The sequence below is a fragment of the candidate division TA06 bacterium genome, assembly GCA_016208585.1.
Lineage (GTDB): Bacteria > Edwardsbacteria > AC1 > AC1 > EtOH8 > UBA5202.
This window is the reverse complement of record JACQXR010000053.1, coordinates 1-23,788: the sequence shown is the minus strand read 5'-3', so window position 1 is coordinate 23,788 and position 23,788 is coordinate 1. Positions and strand designations below refer to the sequence as shown.

At 54.0% G+C, this 23,788-nt stretch carries 26 protein-coding genes; 1 reads left to right on the top strand and 25 read right to left on the bottom strand.

The genetic code is table 11. From position 1 onward, the window contains the following. Positions 1 to 95: 95 nt before the first annotated feature. From clpX to HY768_04325, 20 genes are all read right to left on the bottom strand, one after another. The gene (gene clpX, locus HY768_04420; protein ID MBI4726462.1) at positions 96 to 1,340 is read right to left on the bottom strand and encodes an ATP-dependent Clp protease ATP-binding subunit ClpX; all 1,245 of its coding nucleotides are present in this window, start codon (positions 1,338 to 1,340) and stop codon (positions 96 to 98) included. A 149-nt stretch (positions 1,341 to 1,489) separates the two neighbouring features. Further along, positions 1,490 to 2,455 carry an MOSC domain-containing protein gene (locus tag HY768_04415; protein ID MBI4726461.1) on the bottom strand — a complete coding sequence of 322 codons (966 nt, stop codon included), beginning with the start codon at positions 2,453 to 2,455 and terminating at the stop codon, positions 1,490 to 1,492. Position 2,456: 1 nt separating this feature from the next. After that, the gene (locus tag HY768_04410) at positions 2,457 to 2,924 is read right to left on the bottom strand and encodes a DUF559 domain-containing protein (protein MBI4726460.1); all 468 of its coding nucleotides are present in this window, start codon (positions 2,922 to 2,924) and stop codon (positions 2,457 to 2,459) included. Between the two features lie 80 nt (positions 2,925 to 3,004). Beyond that, on the bottom strand, positions 3,005 to 3,508 hold the full coding sequence (gene moaC, locus HY768_04405) for a cyclic pyranopterin monophosphate synthase MoaC (protein MBI4726459.1): 504 nt from the start codon (positions 3,506 to 3,508) through the stop codon (positions 3,005 to 3,007). Positions 3,509 to 3,514: 6 nt separating this feature from the next. Next, the gene (gene moaA, locus HY768_04400) at positions 3,515 to 4,483 is read right to left on the bottom strand and encodes a GTP 3',8-cyclase MoaA (GenBank protein MBI4726458.1); all 969 of its coding nucleotides are present in this window, start codon (positions 4,481 to 4,483) and stop codon (positions 3,515 to 3,517) included. Between the two features lie 56 nt (positions 4,484 to 4,539). Next, the gene (gene thiS, locus HY768_04395; protein ID MBI4726457.1) at positions 4,540 to 4,737 is read right to left on the bottom strand and encodes a sulfur carrier protein ThiS; all 198 of its coding nucleotides are present in this window, start codon (positions 4,735 to 4,737) and stop codon (positions 4,540 to 4,542) included. Positions 4,738 to 4,761: 24 nt separating this feature from the next. After that, on the bottom strand, positions 4,762 to 5,583 hold the full coding sequence (gene thiF, locus HY768_04390) for a sulfur carrier protein ThiS adenylyltransferase ThiF (protein MBI4726456.1): 822 nt from the start codon (positions 5,581 to 5,583) through the stop codon (positions 4,762 to 4,764). 122 nt (positions 5,584 to 5,705) lie between these two features. Further along, positions 5,706 to 6,743, bottom strand: coding sequence for a phosphoribosylformylglycinamidine cyclo-ligase (locus HY768_04385; GenBank protein MBI4726455.1), 1,038 nt, complete (start codon positions 6,741 to 6,743; stop codon positions 5,706 to 5,708). A gap of 32 nt (positions 6,744 to 6,775) precedes the next feature. Continuing rightward, complete coding sequence (locus HY768_04380; GenBank protein MBI4726454.1) at positions 6,776 to 7,459, bottom strand: class I SAM-dependent methyltransferase; 684 nt, start codon at positions 7,457 to 7,459, stop codon at positions 6,776 to 6,778. After that, positions 7,456 to 9,117: an arginine--tRNA ligase gene (locus HY768_04375; GenBank protein ID MBI4726453.1), complete on the bottom strand. Its 1,662-nt coding sequence runs from the start codon at positions 9,115 to 9,117 to the stop codon at positions 7,456 to 7,458. Before HY768_04375 ends, HY768_04380 begins: the two co-directional genes overlap by 4 nt. Positions 9,118 to 9,177: 60 nt before the next feature. Next, positions 9,178 to 9,537 (bottom strand): GIY-YIG nuclease family protein, encoded by a 360-nt coding sequence (locus tag HY768_04370; GenBank protein MBI4726452.1) that lies wholly within the window; start codon positions 9,535 to 9,537, stop codon positions 9,178 to 9,180. Positions 9,538 to 9,607: 70 nt separating this feature from the next. Continuing rightward, positions 9,608 to 9,994, bottom strand: coding sequence for a ribosome silencing factor (gene rsfS / locus HY768_04365; GenBank protein MBI4726451.1), 387 nt, complete (start codon positions 9,992 to 9,994; stop codon positions 9,608 to 9,610). A 109-nt stretch (positions 9,995 to 10,103) separates the two neighbouring features. Next, a complete protein-coding gene (locus HY768_04360; protein ID MBI4726450.1) occupies positions 10,104 to 10,571 on the bottom strand; it encodes a LytR C-terminal domain-containing protein in 468 nt (155 codons plus the stop codon). Between the two features lie 73 nt (positions 10,572 to 10,644). Next, positions 10,645 to 11,385, bottom strand: a complete 741-nt coding sequence (locus HY768_04355) for an NTP transferase domain-containing protein (protein MBI4726449.1) — start codon at positions 11,383 to 11,385, stop codon at positions 10,645 to 10,647. Further along, positions 11,382 to 11,744, bottom strand: coding sequence for an aspartate 1-decarboxylase (locus tag HY768_04350; GenBank protein ID MBI4726448.1), 363 nt, complete (start codon positions 11,742 to 11,744; stop codon positions 11,382 to 11,384). The genes HY768_04355 and HY768_04350 overlap by 4 nt, the downstream gene beginning before the upstream one ends. Positions 11,745 to 11,750: 6 nt before the next feature. Then, on the bottom strand, positions 11,751 to 12,245 hold the full coding sequence (locus HY768_04345; protein ID MBI4726447.1) for a hypothetical protein: 495 nt from the start codon (positions 12,243 to 12,245) through the stop codon (positions 11,751 to 11,753). Then, positions 12,245 to 13,087, bottom strand: a complete 843-nt coding sequence (locus HY768_04340; GenBank protein ID MBI4726446.1) for a pantoate--beta-alanine ligase — start codon at positions 13,085 to 13,087, stop codon at positions 12,245 to 12,247. Before HY768_04340 ends, HY768_04345 begins: the two co-directional genes overlap by 1 nt. An 88-nt stretch (positions 13,088 to 13,175) precedes the next feature. Next, on the bottom strand, positions 13,176 to 13,985 hold the full coding sequence (gene panB, locus HY768_04335) for a 3-methyl-2-oxobutanoate hydroxymethyltransferase (GenBank protein ID MBI4726445.1): 810 nt from the start codon (positions 13,983 to 13,985) through the stop codon (positions 13,176 to 13,178). A gap of 115 nt (positions 13,986 to 14,100) precedes the next feature. Beyond that, positions 14,101 to 14,760 carry a hypothetical protein gene (locus HY768_04330; GenBank protein MBI4726444.1) on the bottom strand — a complete coding sequence of 220 codons (660 nt, stop codon included), beginning with the start codon at positions 14,758 to 14,760 and terminating at the stop codon, positions 14,101 to 14,103. Further along, the gene (locus HY768_04325) at positions 14,753 to 15,748 is read right to left on the bottom strand and encodes a tetratricopeptide repeat protein (protein ID MBI4726443.1); all 996 of its coding nucleotides are present in this window, start codon (positions 15,746 to 15,748) and stop codon (positions 14,753 to 14,755) included. Before HY768_04325 ends, HY768_04330 begins: the two co-directional genes overlap by 8 nt. 212 nt (positions 15,749 to 15,960) lie before the next feature. Between HY768_04325 and HY768_04320 the strand changes: the two genes are divergently transcribed. After that, the gene (locus tag HY768_04320) at positions 15,961 to 16,158 is read left to right on the top strand and encodes a hypothetical protein (protein MBI4726442.1); all 198 of its coding nucleotides are present in this window, start codon (positions 15,961 to 15,963) and stop codon (positions 16,156 to 16,158) included. A 142-nt stretch (positions 16,159 to 16,300) separates the two neighbouring features. Here HY768_04320 and asnS read toward each other — a convergent pair whose 3' ends face one another. The 5 genes from asnS to HY768_04295 all read right to left on the bottom strand — a co-directional run bounded on the left by asnS (position 16,301) and on the right by HY768_04295 (position 23,311). Further along, positions 16,301 to 17,599, bottom strand: coding sequence for an asparagine--tRNA ligase (asnS, locus tag HY768_04315; GenBank protein ID MBI4726441.1), 1,299 nt, complete (start codon positions 17,597 to 17,599; stop codon positions 16,301 to 16,303). Positions 17,600 to 18,034: 435 nt separating this feature from the next. Next, on the bottom strand, positions 18,035 to 20,671 hold the full coding sequence (locus HY768_04310; GenBank protein ID MBI4726440.1) for an Ig-like domain-containing protein: 2,637 nt from the start codon (positions 20,669 to 20,671) through the stop codon (positions 18,035 to 18,037). Between the two features lie 143 nt (positions 20,672 to 20,814). Next, on the bottom strand, positions 20,815 to 21,051 hold the full coding sequence (locus HY768_04305; protein MBI4726439.1) for an Lrp/AsnC ligand binding domain-containing protein: 237 nt from the start codon (positions 21,049 to 21,051) through the stop codon (positions 20,815 to 20,817). 91 nt (positions 21,052 to 21,142) lie between these two features. Then, positions 21,143 to 22,271, bottom strand: a protein-coding gene (gene prfB / locus HY768_04300) for a peptide chain release factor 2 (GenBank protein MBI4726438.1) whose coding sequence is annotated in 2 segments (ribosomal slippage) — positions 21,143 to 22,207 and positions 22,209 to 22,271 — 1,128 coding nt in all. Because the reading frame shifts where the segments join, the coding sequence is not laid out codon by codon here. Positions 22,272 to 22,684: 413 nt separating this feature from the next. After that, positions 22,685 to 23,311 (bottom strand): dephospho-CoA kinase, encoded by a 627-nt coding sequence (locus HY768_04295; protein MBI4726437.1) that lies wholly within the window; start codon positions 23,309 to 23,311, stop codon positions 22,685 to 22,687. Positions 23,312 to 23,788 lie beyond the last annotated feature (477 nt).

Genomic DNA, 23,788 nt, shown 5'->3' with positions numbered 1-23,788 from the left:
TAACTTTTTCACGACTGAACTCCTTTTAAAGAAAATGCTTTTGGTGGTTTGGGTGCAATGTTCCTTGTTAATTGTTCCCTGTTATTTGTCCCCAGTCAGGCCGCGTCCTGCTCCTTGCGGACGTACTCCGGCTCCTGCCGGTTCACTATGACCTCGCGCCCGATGGTGCATTTGGTAATGCCCTGGCTGGAAGGCAGGTGATACATGATGTCCAGCATGGCCTCCTCCAGCGCCGCCCGCAAGCCCCGGGCCCCGGTGCCCCGCTTTAGGGCGTCCTCGGAGATGGCCTCCAGGGCCTGGGGCAGAAACTCCAATTCCACCCCTTCCATCCCGAAGTATGTTTGATACTGCTTCACCAGGGCGTTCTTGGGCCGGGTCAGGATCTCCATCATGGCCGGCTTGTCCAGCGGGTCCAGCGAACAGATCACCGGCAGCCGCCCGATCAGCTCGGGGATCAGCCCGTATTTCAGCAGGTCGTCGGGCTGGACCTTGGCCAAAAGCTCGTTGGGCTGAAGCTGGCTGCGTTCCCGGATGTCCGCCCCGAAGCCCAGGGTCTTGGTGCCGATCCTGGCGTTGATGATCTTGTCCAGCCCGTCAAAGGTGCCGCCGCAGATGAACAGGATGTTGCGGGTGTTGACCGGCAGTAGCGGCTGCTCCGGGTGCTTGCGGCCGCCCTGGGGCGGCACATGGGCCAAAGTGCCTTCCAGTATCTTCAGCAGGGCCTGCTGCACCCCTTCGCCGGAAACGTCCCGGGTTATGGACGGCCCCTCGGACTTGCGGGCCACCTTGTCCATCTCGTCGATGTAGATGATGCCGATCTCGGTCCGCTTCAGGTCGTAGTTGGCCGATTGCAGCAGCCGCACCAGAATGTTCTCCACGTCCTCGCCTACATAGCCGGCCTCGGTTAACGTGGTGGCGTCGGCGATGGCGAAGGGCACCTTTAGCAGCCGGGCCAGTGTCTGGGCCAGCAGGGTCTTTCCGGTGCCGGTGGGCCCGATCACCAAAATGTTGCTCTTATCCAGCTCCACCTCGGAATCGCCGCCGTAGGAAAGGATCCGCTTGTAATGATTATAGACCGCCACCGCCAGGGCCTTTTTGGCCCGGTCCTGCCCGATCACGTATTCGTCCAGCACGCCCTTGATCTCCACCGGCTTGGGCAGGTCATCCTTGGAAGGAAAGCCGGTGTATTTTTTGTCCTGGGTGATGACCTCGGAGCATTTGGCCACGCAATCGCTGCAGATGGCCGCCTCGCTGCTGTCTATCAGCTGTGAGACATCTGCGGAAGAGCGCCCGCAGAACGAGCATTTGTTGTGCTTGGGATAGAAATTATCTTTGGACATTTGGCGCCTTTTTGGATTTTAAATATTATTTTACTTTAGCATAACATAAAAGACAATGCAAGGGGAAAAGACAAAAAATAGAATACCAAAAATATTTGATTTATTGTTTTCTGCTTTCTGAATTTGAGCAATTGTTGATAGCTAATTGTTCATTGTCTCCCGCACTCCCCGCCTTCTCCCCGCAGGATCTCTATTCCATGGGACAGCGCCGGGATTACCGCCTCCAGCGATTCCCGCGCCCCCTTTTCGCTGCCGGGCAGGTTGATGATCAAAGTCTTTTTGCGGATCCCGGCCACCGCCCGGGACAGCATGGCCTTGGGGGTTATCTGCAGGCTTTTGGCCCGGATGGCCTCGGGGATGCCGGGCGCCAGGCGGTCTAAGACATCCAAAGTGGCCTCGGGTGTCATATCCCGGGGCGAGAAGCCGGTGCCGCCGGTGGTCAGCACCAGGTCGCAGCTCAGCGTGTCGGCGTAGTAGATCAGTTTTTCGGCGATAAGCGGGCGCTCGTCTGGCACTATTTCGTAGGCGGCCACTTCCGCGCCCATTGGCGCCAGCATTTCTTTGATGGCCGGGCCGGAGGTATCGGTGCGCTGGCCGGTGGAGCCTTTGTCAGAGACGGTGAGAATGGCAATTTTGAATTTTTCATTCTTGCCCTGAGCTTGCCGAAGGGTTGCATTTTTATTTTCCAAAGAAATCTCGTCCCCCGTTTTTATCCCTCCACTCTTTATCACCTTTGCAAACACTCCCTCCCTCGGCATCACGCAATCGCCCACCTGCTTTTTAATGGCGCAATCGTTGTGACACTCCTTGCCGATCTGGGTGATCTCCAGGATTATCTCCGGACCGACACTCAGCCTCTGCCCAATTTTCAATTTACTTAATTTTATATTCTCCACCGTCAGATTTTCGGCAAAATCCCCGGGATGAAGATCAACGCCCTTGCCCCGCATCTTATCCACGCTCTCCACCGCCAACAGGCTGACCTGGCGATGCCGGTTTCCGGCGTGGGCATCGCCCACGATACCGTGGTTTTCCTTTAGGATAGCGGACGGAACGCTGACCTTTTTTTCGCCCTTGCACCGGCTGATGTTTATGGAGATTATTTTACCTGACATATTACTTTGCACTATCCTCCCCTCTAAAAAGAGGGGAACGAGGGGTGTGTAAGACCTCATCCCGAGGGGAACGAGGGGTGTGTAAAACCTTTCCCTGAGGAAGTCGTGGGGCGTTTTCAGTTATATACTGTTCGATCCTTTTCAAAACCGAATCTATATCCTCTATCACTTCTTCATCCTTAAATCGCAGAACCATTATGCCCAGATTTTCAAGGTAACCCTGTTTTCTATGATCCTTTTTAACGACCTCTTCAAAATTGTGAGTGTATCCATCCACCTCAATAACCAACTGCACTTTGGGGCAGTAAAAATCAGCGATATAGTTGCCTATCGGTTTCTGCCGGTGAAAATCACAACCCAGGACCTGTTTACCCTTGAGATGCAGCCAAAGCCTGATTTCTGCCTTGGTGCTTTTGTTACGGAACTTGCGGGCCTTTTCTTTGAGTTGTGGGTTGTAATAAACCTTCATGGATACACCACATTCGTAAGCAGCATATATGTCTTGCTCAGTGCAGGCCCTAATCCCCTCGTGCCAGAGGGGACTTTAGTTCAGCGGACCCAGCGCCCCGATTTTCCCCCGCTCTTCTCCACCAACTTGACACCTGAGATCACCATCCCCTTGTCAACCGCCTTGGCCATATCGTAGACGGTCAGGCAGGCCGCGGACACTGCGGTCAGGGCCTCCATCTCGGCCCCGGTGCGGTCGGCGCAGCGCACGGTGCTGGTGATCTCAATCGATGAACTTTTTTTATTTATCCGGCAATCCACCTCGATGTGCGTCAGAGCAATGGGATGGCACAGCGGTATCAGCTCGTGCGTCCGTTTGGCCGCCTGGATCCCGGCGATCCTGGCAATTCCCAGCACATCGCCCTTGGCCATTTTGTTTTTTGCGATCAGTTCCAGTGTGGCCGGTTTCATCTTGACTACCCCGCAGGCCCTGGCCATTCTCTCCGTCTTCCGCTTGTCAGTTACGTCAACCATCCGCGCCCGGCCCTTGGAATTCACATGGGACAGTTTTTTGAAATTTTTAATTCTGCCTTTTGCTTTCTGCATTTAGTTTCATCCTCCCACGTCGGCCATGTGCCGCGCAATATCCACCGCGCCCTGGTTCATCTTGTGGCAGGCCGGCTTGAGGCGCAGAGCTTCGTAAAAGACCCGCCGCAGCTCGGTTCCCCGCAGCCCGTTGCGCAACGAAACCTTGATGTTGACCTCGCTTTTGGATCCCAAGCAAGGTTTAAGGAATCCATCGGAGGTCAGCCGCAAACGGTTGCACTTTTTGCAGAATTTTTGCGAAAGCGGGGAAATGAAACCCACCGTGGCCGGGCTGCCCTCGATCTGGAATTCTTCGGCTATGTTATTTTTATGGACTGCTGGAATAAGCTTCACGCTATCCGCTATCCGCTTTTTAACGGTTTCGGAGTTCAGCATTTTGGAGGATTCCCAATAAGCATTGCCCACTGGCATGAACTCGATGAAACGCAATCCTATGGGCTTGTTTTTGACAAAGGCAATGAAATCCACGATCTCGTCATCGTTGTACCCGGCGATGGCCACCACGTTCATTTTGACCTGTTTAAAACCCGCGCTCAAAGCGGCCAGTATCCCGTCACGGGCCTTTTGCCAGTCGGCGCTGCCTGTCATCTGCTGAAAGCGCTCCGGCCGTAAAGTGTCCAGGCTGATATTCACCCGGTTGATGCCGGCGCTTTTTAGTTCGGCGGCCATGGGTCCCAGTAAGATCCCGTTGGTGGTCAGGGCCAGGTCCTTGATGGTTTTGATGGCTGATAGCTTTTTCACCAGGTCAATGAAACCCTTTCGCAGCAGGGGCTCGCCGCCGGTCAGCCGCACCTTGTCGATGCCCAGCTCCGCCCCGGCCTTGACAATGGTCTCGATCTCCTCGAAGGTCAAAATCTCTTCGTGCTTTTTGAGCACGCCTTCTTGCGGCATGCAATAGCAGCAGCGCAGGTTACAGCGATCGGTGACCGAGACCCGCAGGTAGTTTATCTTTCTTCCGTATTGATCAACTAACATCTTTGCACTTGCTTTTTAAACCTTTCAAACCTTTTTAACCTTTTGAACTTTAGAGATCACCCCCCGGTTATCAGATGTATGGTCTCCACGCTGTCGCCATCGCTTATCAAGGCAGCATCGTATTCCTCCGGCGGGATGAACTTCTCGTTTATCCGCACGATGATGGCGTGGAACACGTAGTTCTTCTCGGCCAGAAGCTTTGTAACATTCAGCCCCTGCCGCCAGGGATGTTGTTCTCCATTAACTTTTATCATAGCCCCCGATTAACGATTTACATTTCACGATTCACTTTGTTTGATCCGCGGATCCGGCCCCAGCAGAATCTCCAGCACCTGGTTGGCCTGCATGCAGGCGGCCAGGCCCACCCGGGGGGCCATCAGCCCGAAGCCCGGGCCGGCCTCGCTCTGCTCGTCCCCGCAAAGGTACAGCATCCCGGTCTTCCTGGTCCGCAGAATATTGTTGGCCCCGTACCCCGCCATGCCGCTGCCGACCACGATGGGAGTCTTCAGGAGCTTGGAAAGCGCCGTCTCCACTAACATCTGTTTCTGGTCCGCCATGTCGAAGGCTTCGATGATGGCGTCGCACTTGCCGAAAAGCGTAACCACGTTCTCCGGCACTATCCGCAGGTGATGGGTCTCCACCTTGATAAAGGGGTTGGCCTTCTTGATCACTTCCTTGATGGCCTCCACCTTGGGCAAGCCGATCTGATAGACGAAATACTGCTGACGGTTGAGATTGGACGGCTCCACCACGTCCTGGTCAGCGATGACCATCCGGCCCACCCCGGCCCGGGCCAGCGCAATGGCCGCGGTCGAGCCCAGCCCCCCGCAGCCGGCCAGGCCTACACAGGATTTTTTAAGCGTGTCGGCGATGCCCGGCGTATGGCGGGCGGACAACAAATGCTCCAGGTCGTTCTTGGAGGGCACTTCGCCTTTTTTGATCAGCACCAGATGGTCGCCCTCGCTCACCGTCTGCCCCAGAAGACAGGGAAAGCCGTTGAGCACGTAGACATCGGCCCCGGGCTTATGCTGTTTCACCAGTTCGGCCACCTTGGCGCCCTTCTCGGCCTTGATGTGCTTTTCGTTGAGATAGATCTTCACTTTATATCACCCCCGAATATTCCAAGTGCCCCTAATGTCCCCTCTGAAAAGAGGGGATCAAGGCCTGCACTGAATAGTGCTATATGCCTGGCTTTTGAAGTGGGTGTGTCCCGACAGAGGGGTCAAACCAATTTAACTTTTTTATTCCCCTTTACCACTTGCCCTATAACATACGGTTTGAACGTTTTAAACGTTTTCAACATTTTCAACGCTTGTTCTTCATCCCGCTTTGCTACAATTAGAACAAACCCTATCCCCATGTTGAAGGTGCGGTACATGTCGTCCCGGGGAACTTTGCCCTTTTGTTGCAGGACATCGAAGATCGGCAGCGCCGGCCAGGAGCCAAGTTTTATCTTCACATTACAATCTTCGGGCAGCGCCCGCGGGATGTTCTCCAAAAACCCGCCCCCGGTGATGTGGGCCATGCCTTTTATAAGATCCTTTTCCAACAGCGGAAAGACAGGCTTAAGGAACGAAGGATGGACTTTTAGCAATGCCTCTCCCACCGTGGCTCCCAGCTCCGGCAGGCGTGTAATTACTTTGTAATTACATTTTTTGAACAGGATCTTCCGGGCCAGGGAATAGCCGTTGGTCTGCAGGCCGTTGGTGGAAAGCCCTATCACCACGTCCCCGGGTTTGATAGATCGTCCGGTAATCAGCTTTTTTTTCTCGACCGCGCCCACGATGAACCCGGCCAGGTCGTAGTCGCCGATAGCATACATGCCGGGCATCTCGGCGGTCTCGCCGCCGATCAAGGAACAGCCGTTCTCCCGGCAGGCCTTGGCAAATCCGGTGACTATGGACTCCAGTATCTTCGGCTCCAGCCGCCCGAAGGCCGCGTAGTCCATGAAGAACAGGGGCTTTGCCCCCTGGACAAGGATATCGTTGACGCAATGGTTCACCAGGTCCTGGCCCACCGTGCCGTGCTGCTTGGCCATTAAGGCCACCTTGAGCTTGGTGCCCACCCCGTCGCAGGAGGAGACCAGCACCGGCTGTTTGTATCCCTTGAGAGAGCCGTCAAACAGGGCCCCGAAGCTGCCGATGTCGGTCAGCACGTTCTTGGTGAAAGTGGAGCGGACCACTTTTTTTATCCGTTGGACCGATTCGGTCCCGGCATCAATATTGACGCCAGCATCTTTGTAGCGCATGTTTTCCTTCATGTCATTCCCGATAAATCGGGAATCCAGATTATTTATTGTTTTGTCGCGTAAACAGTTAAATCCTGCGATATAAAATCTTTGCTGTTTTCAACTTTTGATTTTACGATCTTAAAGCCTGCTGTTTTTATCTCACATAAAATATCCTCCGGCAGCCCGATGTATCTGGTGGCAATCTGCCCATCGCGGCTCATGATACAACGGTTTTCAGGATTGAAAAAAGGTTTACTTTCCGGGTCTTTGAGCTCGCCGCACATGGTGCTGCAAAAGAACAAGCCGCCGGGCTTTAAGACCCGGTATGTTTCCTTGAGCACCTCAGCCCGGTCATCTCCGATAATGCAATGCAGGCAATGCCCGTCTATCACGATGTCAAAAAAATCATCTTCCCATATTCCCAAGTCCCGGACATCACCGGTTTCAAATTCTGCCTCTATATTCGTTTTAAGGATCTTCTCCCTGGCCCATTCTATAGCCAATGGCGCAATGTCTATGCCGTAAACCCGGTAGCCCTTTGCCGCAAAATATAGAGAAACCTCTCCCGCCCCACAACCAAGTTCCAAAAGTTTGCCGGATTTGGGAAAAGCGGGATCCTTGCATAGTTTTTCCAGGGCTTCTTCCCAAGCTTTCCAATCCTGTTCGTCGTTCCAGCCGTTAAGTCCCTCGGCTTTGTTGCGTTTGTATTGGGCGTCGTGGCCTATGTAATTGGTTTTTAAGGTCACATCTTCTCCGGGGCGCTAACCCCCAAAAGCCCCAGCCCGTTTGCGATCACGGTGCGCGTGGCCTGGCACAGGTCCAGCCGGGCGTTGGAAATGTTTTGGTCATCCGTCACCACCCGGTGCTGGTGATAAAAATTGTGGAAGATCCCGGCCAACTCCTGCAGATAAGTGGGTATGCGGTGCGGCTCGCGCGACTGGGCCGCGCCCTGCACCAGTTCCGGGAATTCCAATAATGACTTTATCAGTTTTATCTCTTCCGGCTGTTTCAGCAGGCCCAGATCACTTTTCTCTTTTACAACCTTTCCATCCTTTACCTCTTTTACACCCATTTTTTCCCCCGCATGCTGCATGATCGAGCAGATCCGGGCGTGGGCGTATTGGACATAGAAGACCGGGTTCTCGTCGGATTTCTTCTTGGCCAGGTCCAGGTCAAAGTCCAGGTGCGACTCCATCCTCCGCATCAAAAAGAAGTAACGGGCCGCGTCTGAACCCACCTCGTCCATCAGCTCGTCCAGGGTGATATAAGTAGCCTTGCGGGTAGACATCTTCACCTGCTCGCCGCCCCGCATCAAAGTGACGAACTGGTGGATCCGGACGTCAATCCGCGAGGGATCGCAGCCCAGGACGCCCAGGGCCGCCAACACGTCGGGATAAGTGGCCTGATGGTCGCTGCCGAACACGTCGATCACCAGGTCGAAGCCCCGTTTAAACTTGGTCAGGTGATAGGCTATATCCGGCAGGCGGTAGGTGGGTTCGCCGGTGGAGCGCAGCAGCACCCGGTCCTTCTCGGCCCCGAACTGGGTGGCCTTGAACCAGACCGCGCCCTCGCTCTCGTAGGTCAGTCCCTTGTCCTTGAGGGCCTGCAGCGTGCTTTCGATCTCGCCGCTCTGGTAAAGAGTGCTTTCGTTGTAGTAGACGTCGAAGACAATCCCCATCCGGGCCAGCGTTTTCTTGATCTCCCCGAAGATCACCGCCACCGCGCTTTGCTTGAAGTAATCCAGGTCGACCTCGGTCAGATTATCGCCCTTTTCCCGGCGGCAGGCTTCGGCGATCTCCTTGATGTAATCGCCATGGTAGACGTCATCGGGAAAGACGATCTCTTTGCCCAGCGCCTGCTGGTAGCGCAGAAAAACGGACTGGGCCAGCTTCTTCATCTGGAGACCGGCATCGTTGAAATAATATTCGCGGGTCACCTGATAGCCTTGGGCTTCCAGCAGCCGGGACAGCGAGTCGCCGATGGCGGCCCCGCGGCCGTGGCCCACGGTTAAAGGGCCGGTGGGGTTGCTGGAGACGAATTCCACCTGGGCCTTCTGGCCGTTTCCGGCCTGGGATTGCCCGTATTTGATTCCTCGTGACAGCAGCTCAGTCAATTCTTGGTAGAACCAGTCCGAGGCCAGAGTAAAATTGATGAACCCCGGCCCGGCGATCGCGGTTTTGCTCACCAAACCTGGATCCAACGCCAGGGAATCGCAAATTTTCTGGGCAATATCCCGGGGCTTGGCCTTCATTTCTTTGGCCAGCGACAAGGCAATGCTGGTGGCCCAATCGCCATGAGCGGTCTGCTTGGGACGCTCCAACACAATGCTTTTCGGTTCCAGCCTTATGCTGAGGGCTTTTTGAGCCGCCTGGATTATTTGGTCTTGCAGGTATTGTTTGATCATAATGCTCTTCACGTCATTGCGAGGATTGCCCCTTGCTTGGCAGACGAAGCAATCCGGCTGTTACCCGTCATTGCGAGAATTGCACCCTGTCTGACAGACGAAGCAATCTAACTGATAATCCCGTTTATATCTCTCCGTACAAAACAAATCATCCCACCCGGGGTTCATTCCCTTTATCAGCCTGATTTTATTGGCCCTTGAACCAGTCTTCAACTGTTTTTCTCTGGCAATGGCCGGTCTTGGTTCATCAAGTGCTTCATAATATACGAGCAGAAATATTTTATATTTCTTGGTTAAGCCAGGCAGTATTCCCTGCCGATGCTCGGCCACCCTGGGTTTTAGATCATTGGTAACTCCGACATACAAGCTGCCGTTTCGCTTGTGGGCCAGGATATAGACGAAATATTTTTTGCCGAACATTTTCGTGGATTGCTTCGTATGTTATAAATCTGGCCGCCCTCGCAATGACAAGGACGCAGGGCATAAGCCTTCAGTCCTTCATTTCCTGCTTGGGGGCGTCGGCCCACAGTTCTTCCAGGGCGTAATAATCGCGGGCCCGGGGCTGCATCACATGGACCACCACGTCCACATAATCCAGCAGCACCCAGGTGGCCCCGGCCATGCCTTCCAGGTGGTGCGGCTTGATGCCCTTGGCCCGCAGGCCGTCCTCGATGGCATGGCAGATGGCCCTCACCTGAATATCGGTGGCCCCCGAGGCCATCACAAAGTAATCGGCCACCGAGGACAGTTCCTTGATCTCCAGCACGCTGACGTCAAAAGCCTTCTTGCTCAAGGCCAACCGGGAGATTTCGTTTGCCAGTTCCCGGACCTGGTCCGGTTTGGGCTGCGGCCGGACTGTTTTCTTCTGGACCGGCAATGTTTTTTTGATCACCAGTTTTCTGCGCGGAACAATTTTTTTGACCGCCGGCTTCCTGATGACGGCCTTTTTCCGGTCCGGGGTTGCTTTTTTGGTTTTCCTCAAGGTTTTAGAAGCGGCCGAGGAAACCTTTCTTTTGGGGGCGGTTATAGTCTTTGCCAATTATTACTGTTACCTCCAGATATGATCGTGATTCTAATTGCGGGATTATGTTTATGCATTTTAAGGCCTCGGCCACGTAAACGGCGTTGCCGGTGCTGTTGTCGGCCCGGTCTACCACCACCGTCTCGGGAAAGCTGTCGTTCTCGGCATTGGCGATGTCCACCACGTCAAAGCCATAGCGGCGCAGGTCGTCGGCCATCTTCTGGGCCAGCCCGGATTCCTTGGTGCCGTTCAGCACCTGCACCCGGATCTGGGCAATGCGCCGCTTCTTCTCAATCCGGCTGTTCTCCTTCCAGCGCAGGCAGACCGAAAAGCCCACGGCCCCGCAGACGATCACCAGCAGCAGGACCGCGGCGAACACCAGCCTTTTCCGACCCTTCCCGGCCGGACGTTTTTTCAGATCAACAAGTGACATTGGAAATATCAACCTTAATAATATTCAAAATCATTTCCGGACTTTTTCAAACCTTTAAACCTTTTTAAACCTCTTAAACCATTTTAGATAAATACTTTTCACACTCGGCCAGTTCTTCGGGCGTATTGATCCCCAGCACTTCCCGGCTGTCGGTAACGATCTGGGTTGCTATCTTCATTCCTTTTGATTTGAATATCCCGATCACATCGGTCAAATAGTATTCGCCCTGCTTGTTGTTGGGCTTCAGCTGTCCCAGGGCCTTCACCAATTCCCGGTTATCAAAAGCATAGATGGCCGGGTTTATTTCCTTGACCGCCAGTTCTCTGGACGAAGCGTCCTTGGCTTCCACGATGCGGGACACGGAGCCGTTCTGATCGCGGATTATCCGGCCGTAGGAACCGGGCTGGTCGATGATCGTGGTCAGCATGGTACAAGCGTTCTGCTCGGTCTGATGTTTTTCCAAGAGTGCTTTTAGGGTCTCTGGCTTAATCAGAGGCACGTCGCCGTAAAGCACCAGCAGCTGACCGTCGAATTTCTCTATGATGAGCAGGACCTGCATCACCGCGTGCCCGGTGCCCTTTTGGGGCTGCTGCATAACGAATTGAACGGAAACTCCGGCCAGCGCTTTCTTGACCTTGTCGGCTTGGTGCCCTACCACCACGATGGTTTGATCGACCCCGGCCTTCTGGGCCGAGCGGACCACATGCTCCACCAGGGGCTTTCCGCACAAGGGATGGAGCACCTTGGCCAGGCCGGACTTCATCCTGGTTCCCTGGCCGGCCGCCAGTATCAGGCAGATGCAGTCTCTGGTCATAGCCTGGTCTTTTTGGCGATGCGGTTCTTGTCGTCCACGCAGACGATCTTCGGCTTGTGTTTTTTGGCTTCGGCATCGTCCATGTAGCAGGAGGAGATGATGATCACCTTGTCTCCGGCCAGGCCCAAGCGCGCCGCCGCCCCGTTAAGGGTGATGGCGCCGGACCTTTGGGGCGCCTTGATAACATAGGTCTCAAAACGGTTGCCGTTGTTGATGTTCACCACTTGCACGATCTCGTTGGGCAAAATGTCGGCCGCTTCCATCAGGGCCTCGTCAACGGCAATGGAGCCGGCATAGTGCAGGTTGGCTCCGCTTAGGGTGGCGCGGTGGATCTTGGATTTGCAGAGTATTCTAATCATTTTTATTTACTCTAATATAATTTTAGTTATGCTACGATATATTTGAATAATTGCAACAATAAATATTCCTAATGAAATTGCATATAATATTGATTCCAAAATAAAAAGCCTTTGAATAGTTTGCATAAATATCAAAGCCACGGCATCTGTTATCATCCCTGTAATAAGTAATACGAGTGGCGATCGAAAACTGCTTTTTATCTTAGCAATCGAATATTGATTATCCAACCATTGTCTAAATTGGTATGCTATTGGCTCATCTGGTGCGCTTTTTGCTTTTTCAGTAATATATTCCTCCTTTTGCGAATCATTCTTTTTTTCAAAATCAGAAATCATATGTAATTTATTGAATTTCATAAACAACAAATTCTTACATGTATCAATATTCGCTTTGCAGATTTGTATTTTGAATACTATAAATAAACCATATATAGAAAATATAGCCGCTTCCACTTGGATAATAGAACTAAAAAAATAATACCCGGTTATTTCCGAAAACATTATATCACCACATTATCAATTAATCTTGCACTGGGAAACTTAACTGCCAAAGCAATCAAAGTTTGTCTGGATATTTTCTTCACTGGTTTCAAAGTCTCGCTATCCACGATCTCAACATAATCTATCTCCCCTAGCGGTGCATCGCGTTTCAACGTTTTTTCCATCTCACGTTTCACAATTCCCGATTCACGCTTTCCGCTTTTTACCAAACGTTGCGTCAGCTTTAGCGCCCTGTGCAAAACCGTTGCCTGTTGCCGTTCCGCCGGGGTCAGATAAACATTGCGGGAGCTCATGGCCAGGCCGTCCGGTTCCCGGACTATGGGTGCGCCGATTATTTTCACCGGCAGGTCCAGGTCCTTCGTCATTTGTCTGATGACCGCCAGCTGCTGGGCGTCCTTCTGCCCGAAGACCGCCACGTCCGGCTGGACGATGTTGAACAGTTTGGCCACCACCGTGGCCACGCCCTTAAAATGCCCGGGGCGTGAGGCCCCGCATAGCCCCTCGGTCAGGCCCACAACGTTGACATAGGTGGAGAAGCCCTTTGGGTATATCTCTTCGGGCGCGGGCGAGAATATCATATCGGCTCCGGCCGTTTGGCAAAGCGCCGCATCGCGTTTCAGGTCCCGGAGATATTTTTTATAGTCCTCCTTGAGCCCGAACTGGGTGGGGTTCACAAATATTGAGACGACCACGAAGTCAGAGCACTTCTTAGCCAGCCGTATCAGCGATAGGTGCCCTTCGTGCAAGGCTCCCATGGTAGGGACAAAGCCTATCCGCTTGCCCTGTTTCTTCCGCAGAGCAATAACCTGTCGAATTTGTTTTATAGTTTTGACTATCTTCATTAAAACGCGAATATTTTCTACTGGATAGCGACTACTACTGTATAGAGAATACAATTAGTCCTTTGTCTTCGTGCCTTTGTGGCTAACGCTATTCCTCTGAAAAGCTCTCGTCCATGTTAGGGAAGCTCTTGCTCTTGACGTCTCCGATGTACCCCTTGAAGGCCTGGCGCATGTCTTTGGCGAGGTTGGCGTACTGCCGCACGAACTTGGGCACGAAATCCTCAAACCTTCCGTCCATGTCGTCCACCACCAGGATCTGTCCGTCGCAGTGGGGCCCGGCCCCGATGCCGATGATGGGTATGGTCAGTTCCTGGCTGACCCGCTGGGCCACCTGGTGCGGGATCTTCTCCAGCACGATGGCGAAACAGCCGGCGTTCTCCAGGGCCTTGGCCGCCGCCATCAGGCGCTCGGCCGATTCCTTGTCCTTGGCCTGCAACTGGTAGCCCCCGAACTTGTGGATGGATTGGGGCGTCAGCCCCAGATGCCCCATCACCGGGATGCCGCGCTCCACCAGGTTCTTGACGATGGGCGCCGCCGCCCGGCCGCCTTCCAGCTTGACCGCCTCGGCCCCGGATTCCTTGAGGAACCGCCCGGCGTTGTAAGCCGCGTCGGCTAGGGAGGTCTGGTAGGAAAGGAACGGCATATCGGCCACCACCATGGCCCGCTTGACCCCGCGCTTGACCGCCGCCGTATGGTAGATCATGTTGTCCATGGTAATCGGCAGTGTGTTCTCGTAGCCGGCAAAGACCATGGCCGCCGAATCGCCCACCAGAATCAGGTCTATTCCGCACTCGTCCAGCAGCCGGGCGGTCAGGTAATCGTAGGCCGTTAAGCTGGCTATCTTTTCACCCCTTTGCTTCATTTTAAGAAGGGTCCGGGTGGTGATCTTTTCGCTCATAATTCTATTCCTGCTAATTTAAAAGAATAATGATACACCAAAAAATAAAGGATATCAAGGAAAAATACAGGTAGGGACATAGCACGCTATGTCCCTACTGTTTTGCAACAATATTCTATTTGTAACTCATCCCCTTGTATCTGATCTCCGTCACATAGAATACCTCGCAGGAGCCTCCGGCCTCGTCCTCCCGGCTGAGCGAAGTGTTCCAGGTGAATTCCGGCTCGCCCTCCGTCTGGCTGACATTGACCAGGTAACCGAAGAGGCCTATGTTTTCGCCTTTCCGGACCAGCCCCAGGGCCGCCCGGATATTGGGGTTGGCCGGGATGATGTGGTTGTTGGAGGAATAACGGGCCACGAAATCATTGTCGAACGGAAAATCCTCGTCATACCGCCAATGATACCAGCGCCCGGACTGCGACCACTTAAGCTGTTTGTATAATTTTGTCAGGACCAGTTTGTTCCAGGCGATGGCCAGGTCGTAGGGGGCGATGTCGGCTCCCCGGTCGTAACGGTATCTTTCCTTGCCCAGCACCACTCCGATTAGATAGTACTCGGCCCGGGGCGCAATCAGATATTTGGCGCGGTTGGGCTGAAATACAAATTCCGGAATGTCTTCGGCGGGATACTGTTCCGGTTCCAGATTTATCTCTATTTTCCCGGAATAGGGCCTGCCCTGGGGCCTGGGATCGCAGCTTATGAAGGTCAGCAGCACAATGGCCGGCAGCAGGACCAGCCGAATGATTTTTTGTTTATCTGGACTTATTTTATTCATCAAACTGCGTGTTGTTCTCATATATACGATGGCGTAGCCCTAGTGCGCAAAAGATGGCGTTGGCCCTATCCCTCCACCATCGAGAGTCTTTACCAACTCCATCTCCGGTGGAAGTGCTGGCTAGAACGAATTCCATCATGTTCGCAATCTCCTCGCAGGCATTGGCCACCGACAGCCTTTGCCCGATCTCCTCATACCTGCGCATTGCGGATTCAAAACTATCAAGGGCGCTCCGCACCGCCTCCACCTGATCGTCTGCTGTACCCCCGGCCGGGAGTCCCGCGGCCCGATACGCCAGTAATTTGCCCTGTACCATGTCGCACTCCGCCAGTCCCGTCTTGGTACCAATGGCCAGGGCCAGGTCTTTCGCCTCCTGCAGTTTTACTTCGGCTGTTCCCGGATCGTGCTTCCCCATGGCTGCTTCGGACAGCCCCAGTGCGGCCTTGCGCAGGGCCTCGCGGTAATTGATCGCCACGGCCGTCGTTTCTGCATGAAGCATGGCTGTTTGGGCTTTATCCCACTCGCGCCGGGCCAGATGCACCCGCCCGATTCCGATCAGGTTGCCGGACAACGCGTAGCGATCCCCTATTTTCTCGCACAATTCCAGCGCTTGCTGGAAGGACCTCAATGCGTCTTCAAAGAGGCCGTGTATTATTTTAAGAGTGCCAATGTTGTAATGGCTGGTGGCCTGGCCGAACACATCGCCGACCTGGTTCCTGATCTCCAACGAAGAGGCGAAACATTCGGCCGCCCGGTCATACTCTCCCAGGTTAAGCAGCAGGCTTCCGGTGTTGCTAAAGGACATTCCCATGCTCTGGCGGTCGCCGATCTCCTGGAAATGTGCCTGCGATTGCTGGTAGGATTTTAGGGCTTCCGGATACTCGCCCAGTATTTGATGCAGGCTGGCGATGTTGTTGGTGCTCATCCCCTGGCCGTAGCGGTCGCCGATCTTCGTATAGAGGGACACCGATTCCCGGAAATCGGACATGGCCTCCTTGTACTCGCCCAGCCGGTAGGCGATTGAGCCCAGGTTGTTCAGGCTCATTGCCTGGCCGGTCCCGGTTACCCGCCTCCCGGTGAATGGCCAGCGATTCCCTGAAACAGTCCCTGGCTCCGGGATAGTTCCCCAACCCGTCGCAGACCAGGCCGATGTTGTTCAGGCTGCCGGCCTGACCGCTGCGGTCGCCGTTCTTCCGGTAGATGTCCAAAGCTTCCCTGGCCCCGGCCTTGGCCAGGTCGTATTGGCTCAGCGAAATTTGCACCTCGCTCATCTGCAGCAGGCTGTCGGCCAGCAGCTTGCCGTCGCCCATGGCAACTGACAGCCGCCGGCAGCGTTCAAGATCGGATACGGCCCGGTCGTTGCGGCCGATGTTGTTATTGACCACGGCCCTTCCCTGAAGCGCCCTGGCCAGCAGGACACCGGTGCGCCGGCCGGGTTCAGTCCCGCTGCTTTTTATGTGTTGACGGGCATCCTTCATGCATTAAAACCGTAGGGACATGACCTGCTATGTCCCTATATTATTTGCGCCTGAAATTATATTCACGGATATATCTTCTCCAGCATCCGGGCAAAGGGTATGGCCTCGCGGATGTGCTGCAGTCCGCAGATCCAGCACACCGTCCGCTCTATCCCGATCCCAAAACCGGAGTGCGGCACGCTGCCGTAACGCCTTAAATCCACGTACCACTTGTAGGGTTCGTAGGGAACCTTGTGCTCCTCCATCTTTTTTAAGAGAAGGTCCAGGTCGTGGATGCGCTGGCTGCCGCCGATGATCTCGCCGTAGCCTTCCGGGGCGTAGAGGTCGGAGCCCAGCACTACCGAGAAATCTTCCGGATCCGGCTGCATGTAGAACGATTTGATGCCGGCCGGAAAGCGGTCCACGAACACCGGCCGGTCGAAACTGCCGGCGATGGCGGTGTCGTGCGGGGCCCCGAAATCCTCGCCGTATTTTATGGGCACGCCGGCTTCGTTGCATAATTTGACGGCCTCTTTATATGAGATCACCGGGAACGGGGCCTTGATTTTCTCCAGCGGCGCAGTATCGCGCTCCAGGGTTTTCAGTTCGCTTTGACAATCGTTCAAAACCTTCTCGACGATGAAACAGATCATTCCCTCCTGGCACTGCATGTTCTCGGCGTGTTCGAAGTAACTGGCCTCGGCGTCCATCATCCACAGCTCGGTCAGGTGCCGCCGGGTCTTGGACTTTTCCGCCCGGAAGGCCGGGGTGAAGGTGTAGACCCGGCCGAAGGCCGCGGCCGTAGCCTCTATATACATCTGGCCGGACTGGGAAAGAAAGGCCGGCTCGCCGAAATAATCGGTCTGAAACAAAGTAGTGGTGCCCTCGCAGGAGGTGGGGGTCAGGATCGGAGCCGGAGTGTGGATGAAACCTTCCTTGTGGAGATAGCCGTGGATGGCCTGTTCAATAGTGTCGCGGACGCGGAGAGTCGCGTGTTGCTTGGACGAGCGCATCCACAGGTGGCGGTGCTCCATCAGAAAAGCCGGGCCGTGTTCCTTGGGTGTGATGGGGTAATCCTGGGCCAGCTGGATTATCTTGAGATCGGTGACCCCCAGCTCGTAACCCGAGGGCGACCGCTTGTCCTCCTTGACCATCCCCTTGACGATGATGGACGATTCCTGGGTTACCTTATCGCCCAGCTCAAAGGTTTTTTCGTCCACTTCGTTCCTGACCATCACTCCCTGGATCACGCCCGAGCCGTCCCGGATCTGCAGGAAGTGAATCTTGCCCGAAGAGCGCTTGTTGTATAGCCAGCCCTTGACGGTCACTTTCTGACCCAAATGTTTTCCGATTTCCGAAATGTAAACCCAGTCTAATTTCATATGTCCTCCGTATGTTTAGTCCTGTGGCAAACACCAATTTCTTTTTGCCGAAGAGACCCTGAATACACTGAAAGAATTAGTACAACTTTGTTATTTTTTGGTCAATAATTCCGTGTTTCAGTACTTCCGTGTTTCCGTGGTTGGTATCGGATTCTAAATTTACCAAACTTTAAGCATATAAGTCAAGCAAAAAGGCCCGTCAGAGTTTAATGAATTCGCCGAGCGACACGCGAACAATTCCGTGAAAAAAATGGGGGCGGTGTTTGCCACCCGCCCCCATTTTTATTATCCTTCAGGAAAAGTATGCCGCGTGATTATTGCCGGACGGCCCCCAACTTCCGGATCGACGAAAAGCCCTCGGCCTGCGTCGGGCGCGGATGCAAATCTTCTGTCTCCTTCCCGCCAAAGGAGGGTCAGCTATGCCTGAGAGCGCCGCTACCTGATGATGGTGAGCTTTTTAGCGGCCGTTTTTCCGTCGGCCGACAGGCGGTAGATAAACACGCCCGAAGGCACGCGGCGTCCGTTGTCGTAACGCCCGTTCCACATGATGGCATGACGCCCGGCGCCGAGCTTGCCGTTGACCAGCGTCTTTATTTTCTGGCCGATCACGTTGAATATTTCCAGCGAAACCTGGCCGGCTGCGGGTATCCCGAACTCGAACCGGGCGTTGCCTCCGGCTACCGGGTTGGGATTTGCATTGGCCAAGAAGAACGGCGTGCGTTCGCCATCAGGAATGCCGGTCACGCCAAGGACCGTGTTGAAGCTAAATGAATTTGAGCCGGCAAGGTCGTTGCCTGCCTCATCCATGGCCGAAGTTACCGTAAATGTATAGGCCGTGGTGGCGCTGAAGTCGGTATGACTTAAGGCAACGGTATCAAGGGTTACGCCCCAAACCGTGTCATTCCATATCACCCCGGGGCAGCTGAAAGCAAGACTGGCTGTATCCATGGGTTCAGAGAATACAATGAGAACTGGGGCATTCAAGGCCACATTGATAGCGCCGTCGGCCGGGCTGGTGGAAACGATGTAAGGCGGCGTGGCGTCCAACGTGGTAAACTTAAGGCTGTCCCGCCCGGTCAGGCCGTTTCCCGCCACGTCCTGGGCCGTGGTAACCTTGACCACATAAGCCGTCAATGAAACAAAATCAGTGTGATTGATGGTTACCTGGGTGGAATCGACGTTCCAAGTTTCACTTCTACCGCCGGGGTCGGGCATGAAGGTATAGGCAAAAGTGGTTGTCTCAATGGGCTCTGAGAACGTGATAGACACCGCAGCATTTAAGGCCACACCGGTGGCGCCGTCGGCTGGACTGTTAGAAACGATGTAGGGAAGGCTGGCATCCAAAGTGGTAAACCTGATGGTGTCCCGCCCGGTCAGGCCATTGCCGGCGGTATCCTGAGCCGTGGTAACCTTGACTACATAAGCGGTCAATGAAGCAAAATCGGTATGGTTGATGGTTACCTGGGTGGAATCAACATTCCAAGACTCACTTCTACCGCCGGGATCTGGCGTGAAGGTATAGGCAAAGGCGCTCTTCTTAATAGGCTCCGAGAAGGTGATGGAAACCGCAGCATTCAAGGCTACACCGGTGACGCCGTCGGCAGGCGTGTTGGAAACGATGTAGGGAAGGCTGGCATCCAAAGTGGTAAACCTGATGGTGTCCCGGCCGGTCAGGCCATTACCGGCGGTATCCTGAGCCGTGGTCACCTTGACCACATACGCGGTCAATGAAGCAAAATCGGTATGGTTGATGGTTACCTGGGTGGAATCAACATTCCAAGACTCACTCCGGCCGCCGGGGTCAGGCGTGCAGGTATAGGCGAATGTGCTCTTCTTGATCGGCTCCGAGAAGGTGATGGAAACCGGAACATTCAAGGCCACATTAACAGCCCCATCGGTAGGACTGTTGGAACTGATGACCGGCGGCGTGGCGTCAACCACGGCGAAACCGTTGCTTTTGCCGGAATATGTCCGCCCGCCAATGGTCCGGGAGCAATACAGCGTATCGGATGGAATGACCACCGGAATCGTAACGTTTCCCGTCCATTTGCCATTTACGAAAGCGCCGCTGGAGTCGGGCGTCAAAGCGCCGGTGAAGTCCCACAGGTCTGCTTTATCCGCGAATGTTGTGACAGTGTCCCCGTAAAAATCCAGGGCCGCGATATTGACCGGGAAGGCCGCTCCGGCTGCCTGACTCCCGACCGAATCAAACCCAAAGTGGTGCAGGCCGGGATTGATGACGTCAAATTGATTGCTGGTTCCGCTGGTGTCGCCGTCGCTGACCAAAAGCGCTGTGTTTACGGTGTCCTGGCTGATCATCACCTGAACCGAGCACAGGCCGGCGGTAAAAGTTACAATATTGGGGGTGGTGGCGCCGGTGAGGATGTCGGTCAGGCCGGCGGTATTATTGTAGGAACTCATCACCGTGTCACCCGGTATTGTCCGGGCGCTTATTACCACCGGAAAATAGAGCCCCAGGGTCTCGGGGGTGGCGATGGCATTAAAAACAAAATAATGCTTTTGAAGCAAGTTGAGGGTGTCAACGCTGGTGACCATCGCAAAGATGTGATTGACATAGAATGTCGCGGCGGTTTTGGGCGTGAATTGCACGCTCAGATTGGCGACGTCGTCCCAGTTCCAAGTGCTGTCGGACAGGGTGGAGTCTTGCAACGTGATGTCGTATGACTTGGTAGCTTCGGTTACCCCGAATGCGTAATTGGCCGATGATATGCCCGCCGTGCCGGCGAAGTAGGGAATCAGGCGGACTTTTGCCCTGGCGTTATTGGAATAACCTTTGACATAGATCACCACCCCGGTGATGGCTTGATTGACTGTGTCGACGGGATCGGCCAATCCCACCCGGAAATTTTTTAAGCCGTTAGCCGCGCCTAATCCCACCGTGTAGAGCGCGTCATCGGCATAGCAGTAGGGAACATTGCTCCAGGCGCCGGCCGCCGTCAATGAGTCGTTGGCGTTAAGGTTGATGGTTGCGGCAGTGCTTAAAGCCGGCAACAGGCAAAAAACAAAAAGCGACCGCAAGAATAACCGCGCCAACAAGGGCTGCTTATTCATAATGGATCGCCTCCTTTCCCAATATCCTATAGCACTATACCCCTAAAATGCCAATTTGTCAAGGGGTTGGCAATATTTATTTTTTAAATGCAAGGACGGCGCCGAACACCAATCCCGCGCCGTCCTTGCCAAAAAAACCGGCGCTAGTTGCCGTTGACCACGATGCAGGTAACGGTCCTGCCGACGCCCTTGGTGCCCTGGATTTTGGCAATGATTAGCTTGGTGAGCTCGGTCAAATTCGGGGATTCCACATAGGCCACTATGTCGTGCAAACCGGTCACCACGTGAGCCTGTTTTACTCCCTTGATTTTGCGCAGAGCCCGTACCACCGCCTCGGCCTTGCCGGCGTCGCAGTTGATGAACTCGTAAGCTGCTATCATAATAACGATACACCTCCTTTCGGATAGAAATTATATTGCGTAGGGTGAATGCCGTATCTTTTTGGCCCGGGTCTTAATTGCCTTAAAAATATCACAAATCGTCGCCTTTGTCAACCCGTTCAAACTTTCCCCCGGTCTTTAAGTAGGCAAAAATGAACTGGTCCAGGTCGCCGTTCATCACCGCCTGCACGTCCCCGTCCTGCTGGCCGGTGCGGTGGTCCTTGACCATGGTATAGGGCTGAAAGACGTAGGAGCGGATCTGGCTGCCCCAGGCGATGTCGGCCTTGGTGGACTCCAGCTGTCGCCGTTTTTTCTCCTCTTCGGCCTTGTAATGCTGATAAAGCCTGGCCCTTAAAACCTTCATGGCGTTGATCCGGTTCTGGTACTGGGAACGCTCGTTCTGGCTGCAGACCACTATTCCGGTGGGGGTGTGCACCATCCTGATGGCCGTCTCCACCTTGTTGACGTTCTGGCCCCCGGCCGACCCCGCCCGGTAAACATCCACCCGCAGGTCGGATTCGGCAATATCCACTTTGATCTCGTCGTCAATCTCGGGATAGACGAAAATGGAGGCGAAGGAGGTGTGGCGCCTTTTGTTGGCGTCAAAGGGCGAGATCCGCACCAGCCGGTGCACCCCAACCTCGGCCTTGAGGTAGCCGAAGGCGTATTTACCGGTCACCTCCAAGGTGGCGCTCTTGATCCCGGCCTCGTCGCCCGGCTGGAGGTCGATCATCTTATAGGCGTAGCCGTTGCGTTCCATCCACCGGGAGTACATTCTTAACAGCATCTCGGCCCAGTCCTGGCTTTCGGTGCCGCCGGCCCCGGGGTGGATGGTCATGATGGCGTCCCGGGCATCGTCCTCGCCCCGCAGCATGTGGCGGTACTCCAGCGCCTCCACCCCTTGCTCCAAAATCTTAAGGTCGTTCTCTATCTCCTCCAGCGAAGCCCGGTCGCCCTCCTCTACCATTTCCAAAAGGTCGGAAGCCTCGGCGCATTTTTTGTCCAGCTGCCGCCAGGCCTCCACCCAGTCCTTGCGCTGGTTGGCCTGGGCAATCACCTCCTTGGCCTTAAGGTTGTCGTTCCAGAAGCCCGGCCCGGCCATCTGATCCTCGTATTGCGATAATTCCCGTTCTAATTTATCAAGGTCAAAGATACCTCCGCAGGCGAGCCAGTTTTTCCCGGGCCGCCTGGCAGCCCTGTTTCAGTTCGGAGATCGTCATGTTAAGCCTTGCCTTTATATTATGAAATTTTGTTGCAACTATTCAGCCATGCCACAAAGACACCAAATTACCAATAACAAATAACGATTCACGAATAAAGTATGAGGCGCTTTACTGTTGGCGCATTCTAGACCATCGTTGGTGCAAGGTCTTTCAGCGCTCGGAGAAGCCCTCATAATGGCGAGACAGTATGTTCCATCGCTGGAACAAGGCGTTCTAACGCTGCCGCAATATGTTCTAACGCTGCCGCAGTATGTTCTAACGCTGGCGCAGTATGTTCCATCGCTGGTACAATGTGTTCTAACGCTGACGCAGTATGTTCTATCGTTGGTACAATGTGTTCTAACGTTGACGCAGTCGGAACTTCGGAACTTCAGAACTTCGGAACCTCTGCTCTTGTGAATCATCTGTGTCTAAAAATCAGTTTTTCTTTGCGTCCCCAAAGTCTCGTGAATTTTTTTTACTTTTTGCTGCAGGCTGGACAAACTGCCGCCATTGATTATGATGAGATCGCCTTCCCGCTTGAGCTTTGCGACCGGCAGCTGGGAGGCCATTATTTTCCTGGCTCGGTCCAAAGAAAGTCCATCAGCGACAAGCCGCTCGAGCCTTATTTTTACCGGGGCTTCCACCACTATAAGATGATCCAGTTTATTTTGTAAACCCCAGGGCACGATCAGCGCGGCGTCCACCACCACCAGGCCTTTGAACCCGCTCTTTTTTATTTTTGATATTTGATCTTTTATTCCGTTTAAAATGTGCGGGTGGACAATCCGGTTGAGCTTTTTCATTTCCCGTTTATTGCCGAAGACTATTTTGCCCAGCTCCTTCCTGCTTATTCTCCCTTTGATTGCAATGCCCGGGCTAAAAGCCTTGAGGACCGCCTCATAACAGGGCGAGCCGCTTTTAAGCAGATCGTGCCCCATCCTGTCGGCGTCGATGATCCTGGCTCCCAGTTCGCGGAAATATCTGGCCGCCGTGCTTTTGCCGGAACCGGTTCCGCCGGTCAGTCCGGCCAGGGTGAAACTTTTTTTCTCAGCCATTTTTTAATGAGGCTCCGATAATGACCCTCACGGTTTATTTTTCCCGGGTACCCTGTTCTCTCCTGTCGCGCTTCCCGCTGGGATCATATTCCCGGCGGTACTCCTGATCGTCGCGTACCAGAATACTGATCCGGGAAATACCGGTCATCAGATTGGGCTTCGCAACTTAAAACCTTACCACAGAATAAATGCCGCTAAAGCAGCAGAAATTCCGAAAACACGGAAAGAAACACCCAACCCGGATAAACCGGAAACCTATTAGACAGGATTAACATGATTTAACGGATTATATTGGCTTTGTTGCGTGAATAAGGAGTAATTTGGTATAATCGGCCGTGATTAACGAACTGAAAGGGGCCAGAAGGTGAAAACATCGCTCAACAATCAAAAAGGCATCACACATAAAACCAAGAAAAAAGCCCGGTATAAAATAAAGAACTGGCCGGCCTATAATGAAGCGTTAAAACAACGGGGTAG

Coding starts and splice junctions, on each gene's coding strand:
- clpX (MBI4726462.1), bottom strand. CDS start 1,340: ATGTCCAAAGATAATTTCTATCCCAAGCACAACAAATGCTCGTTCTGC.
- HY768_04415 (MBI4726461.1), bottom strand. CDS start 2,455: ATGTCAGGTAAAATAATCTCCATAAACATCAGCCGGTGCAAGGGCGAA.
- HY768_04410 (MBI4726460.1), bottom strand. CDS start 2,924: ATGAAGGTTTATTACAACCCACAACTCAAAGAAAAGGCCCGCAAGTTC.
- moaC (MBI4726459.1), bottom strand. CDS start 3,508: ATGCAGAAAGCAAAAGGCAGAATTAAAAATTTCAAAAAACTGTCCCAT.
- moaA (MBI4726458.1), bottom strand. CDS start 4,483: ATGTTAGTTGATCAATACGGAAGAAAGATAAACTACCTGCGGGTCTCG.
- thiS (MBI4726457.1), bottom strand. CDS start 4,737: ATGATAAAAGTTAATGGAGAACAACATCCCTGGCGGCAGGGGCTGAAT.
- HY768_04385 (MBI4726455.1), bottom strand. CDS start 6,743: ATGAAGGAAAACATGCGCTACAAAGATGCTGGCGTCAATATTGATGCC.
- HY768_04375 (MBI4726453.1), bottom strand. CDS start 9,117: ATGATCAAACAATACCTGCAAGACCAAATAATCCAGGCGGCTCAAAAA.
- HY768_04370 (MBI4726452.1), bottom strand. CDS start 9,537: ATGTTCGGCAAAAAATATTTCGTCTATATCCTGGCCCACAAGCGAAAC.
- HY768_04360 (MBI4726450.1), bottom strand. CDS start 10,571: ATGTCACTTGTTGATCTGAAAAAACGTCCGGCCGGGAAGGGTCGGAAA.
- HY768_04355 (MBI4726449.1), bottom strand. CDS start 11,385: ATGACCAGAGACTGCATCTGCCTGATACTGGCGGCCGGCCAGGGAACC.
- HY768_04350 (MBI4726448.1), bottom strand. CDS start 11,744: ATGATTAGAATACTCTGCAAATCCAAGATCCACCGCGCCACCCTAAGC.
- HY768_04345 (MBI4726447.1), bottom strand. CDS start 12,245: ATGTTTTCGGAAATAACCGGGTATTATTTTTTTAGTTCTATTATCCAA.
- HY768_04340 (MBI4726446.1), bottom strand. CDS start 13,087: ATGAAGATAGTCAAAACTATAAAACAAATTCGACAGGTTATTGCTCTG.
- panB (MBI4726445.1), bottom strand. CDS start 13,985: ATGAGCGAAAAGATCACCACCCGGACCCTTCTTAAAATGAAGCAAAGG.
- HY768_04330 (MBI4726444.1), bottom strand. CDS start 14,760: ATGAATAAAATAAGTCCAGATAAACAAAAAATCATTCGGCTGGTCCTG.
- HY768_04325 (MBI4726443.1), bottom strand. CDS start 15,748: ATGTCCGATTTCCGGGAATCGGTGTCCCTCTATACGAAGATCGGCGAC.
- HY768_04320 (MBI4726442.1), top strand. CDS start 15,961: ATGTCCAAAGCTTCCCTGGCCCCGGCCTTGGCCAGGTCGTATTGGCTC.
- asnS (MBI4726441.1), bottom strand. CDS start 17,599: ATGAAATTAGACTGGGTTTACATTTCGGAAATCGGAAAACATTTGGGT.
- HY768_04310 (MBI4726440.1), bottom strand. CDS start 20,671: ATGAATAAGCAGCCCTTGTTGGCGCGGTTATTCTTGCGGTCGCTTTTT.
- HY768_04305 (MBI4726439.1), bottom strand. CDS start 21,051: ATGATAGCAGCTTACGAGTTCATCAACTGCGACGCCGGCAAGGCCGAG.
- HY768_04295 (MBI4726437.1), bottom strand. CDS start 23,311: ATGGCTGAGAAAAAAAGTTTCACCCTGGCCGGACTGACCGGCGGAACC.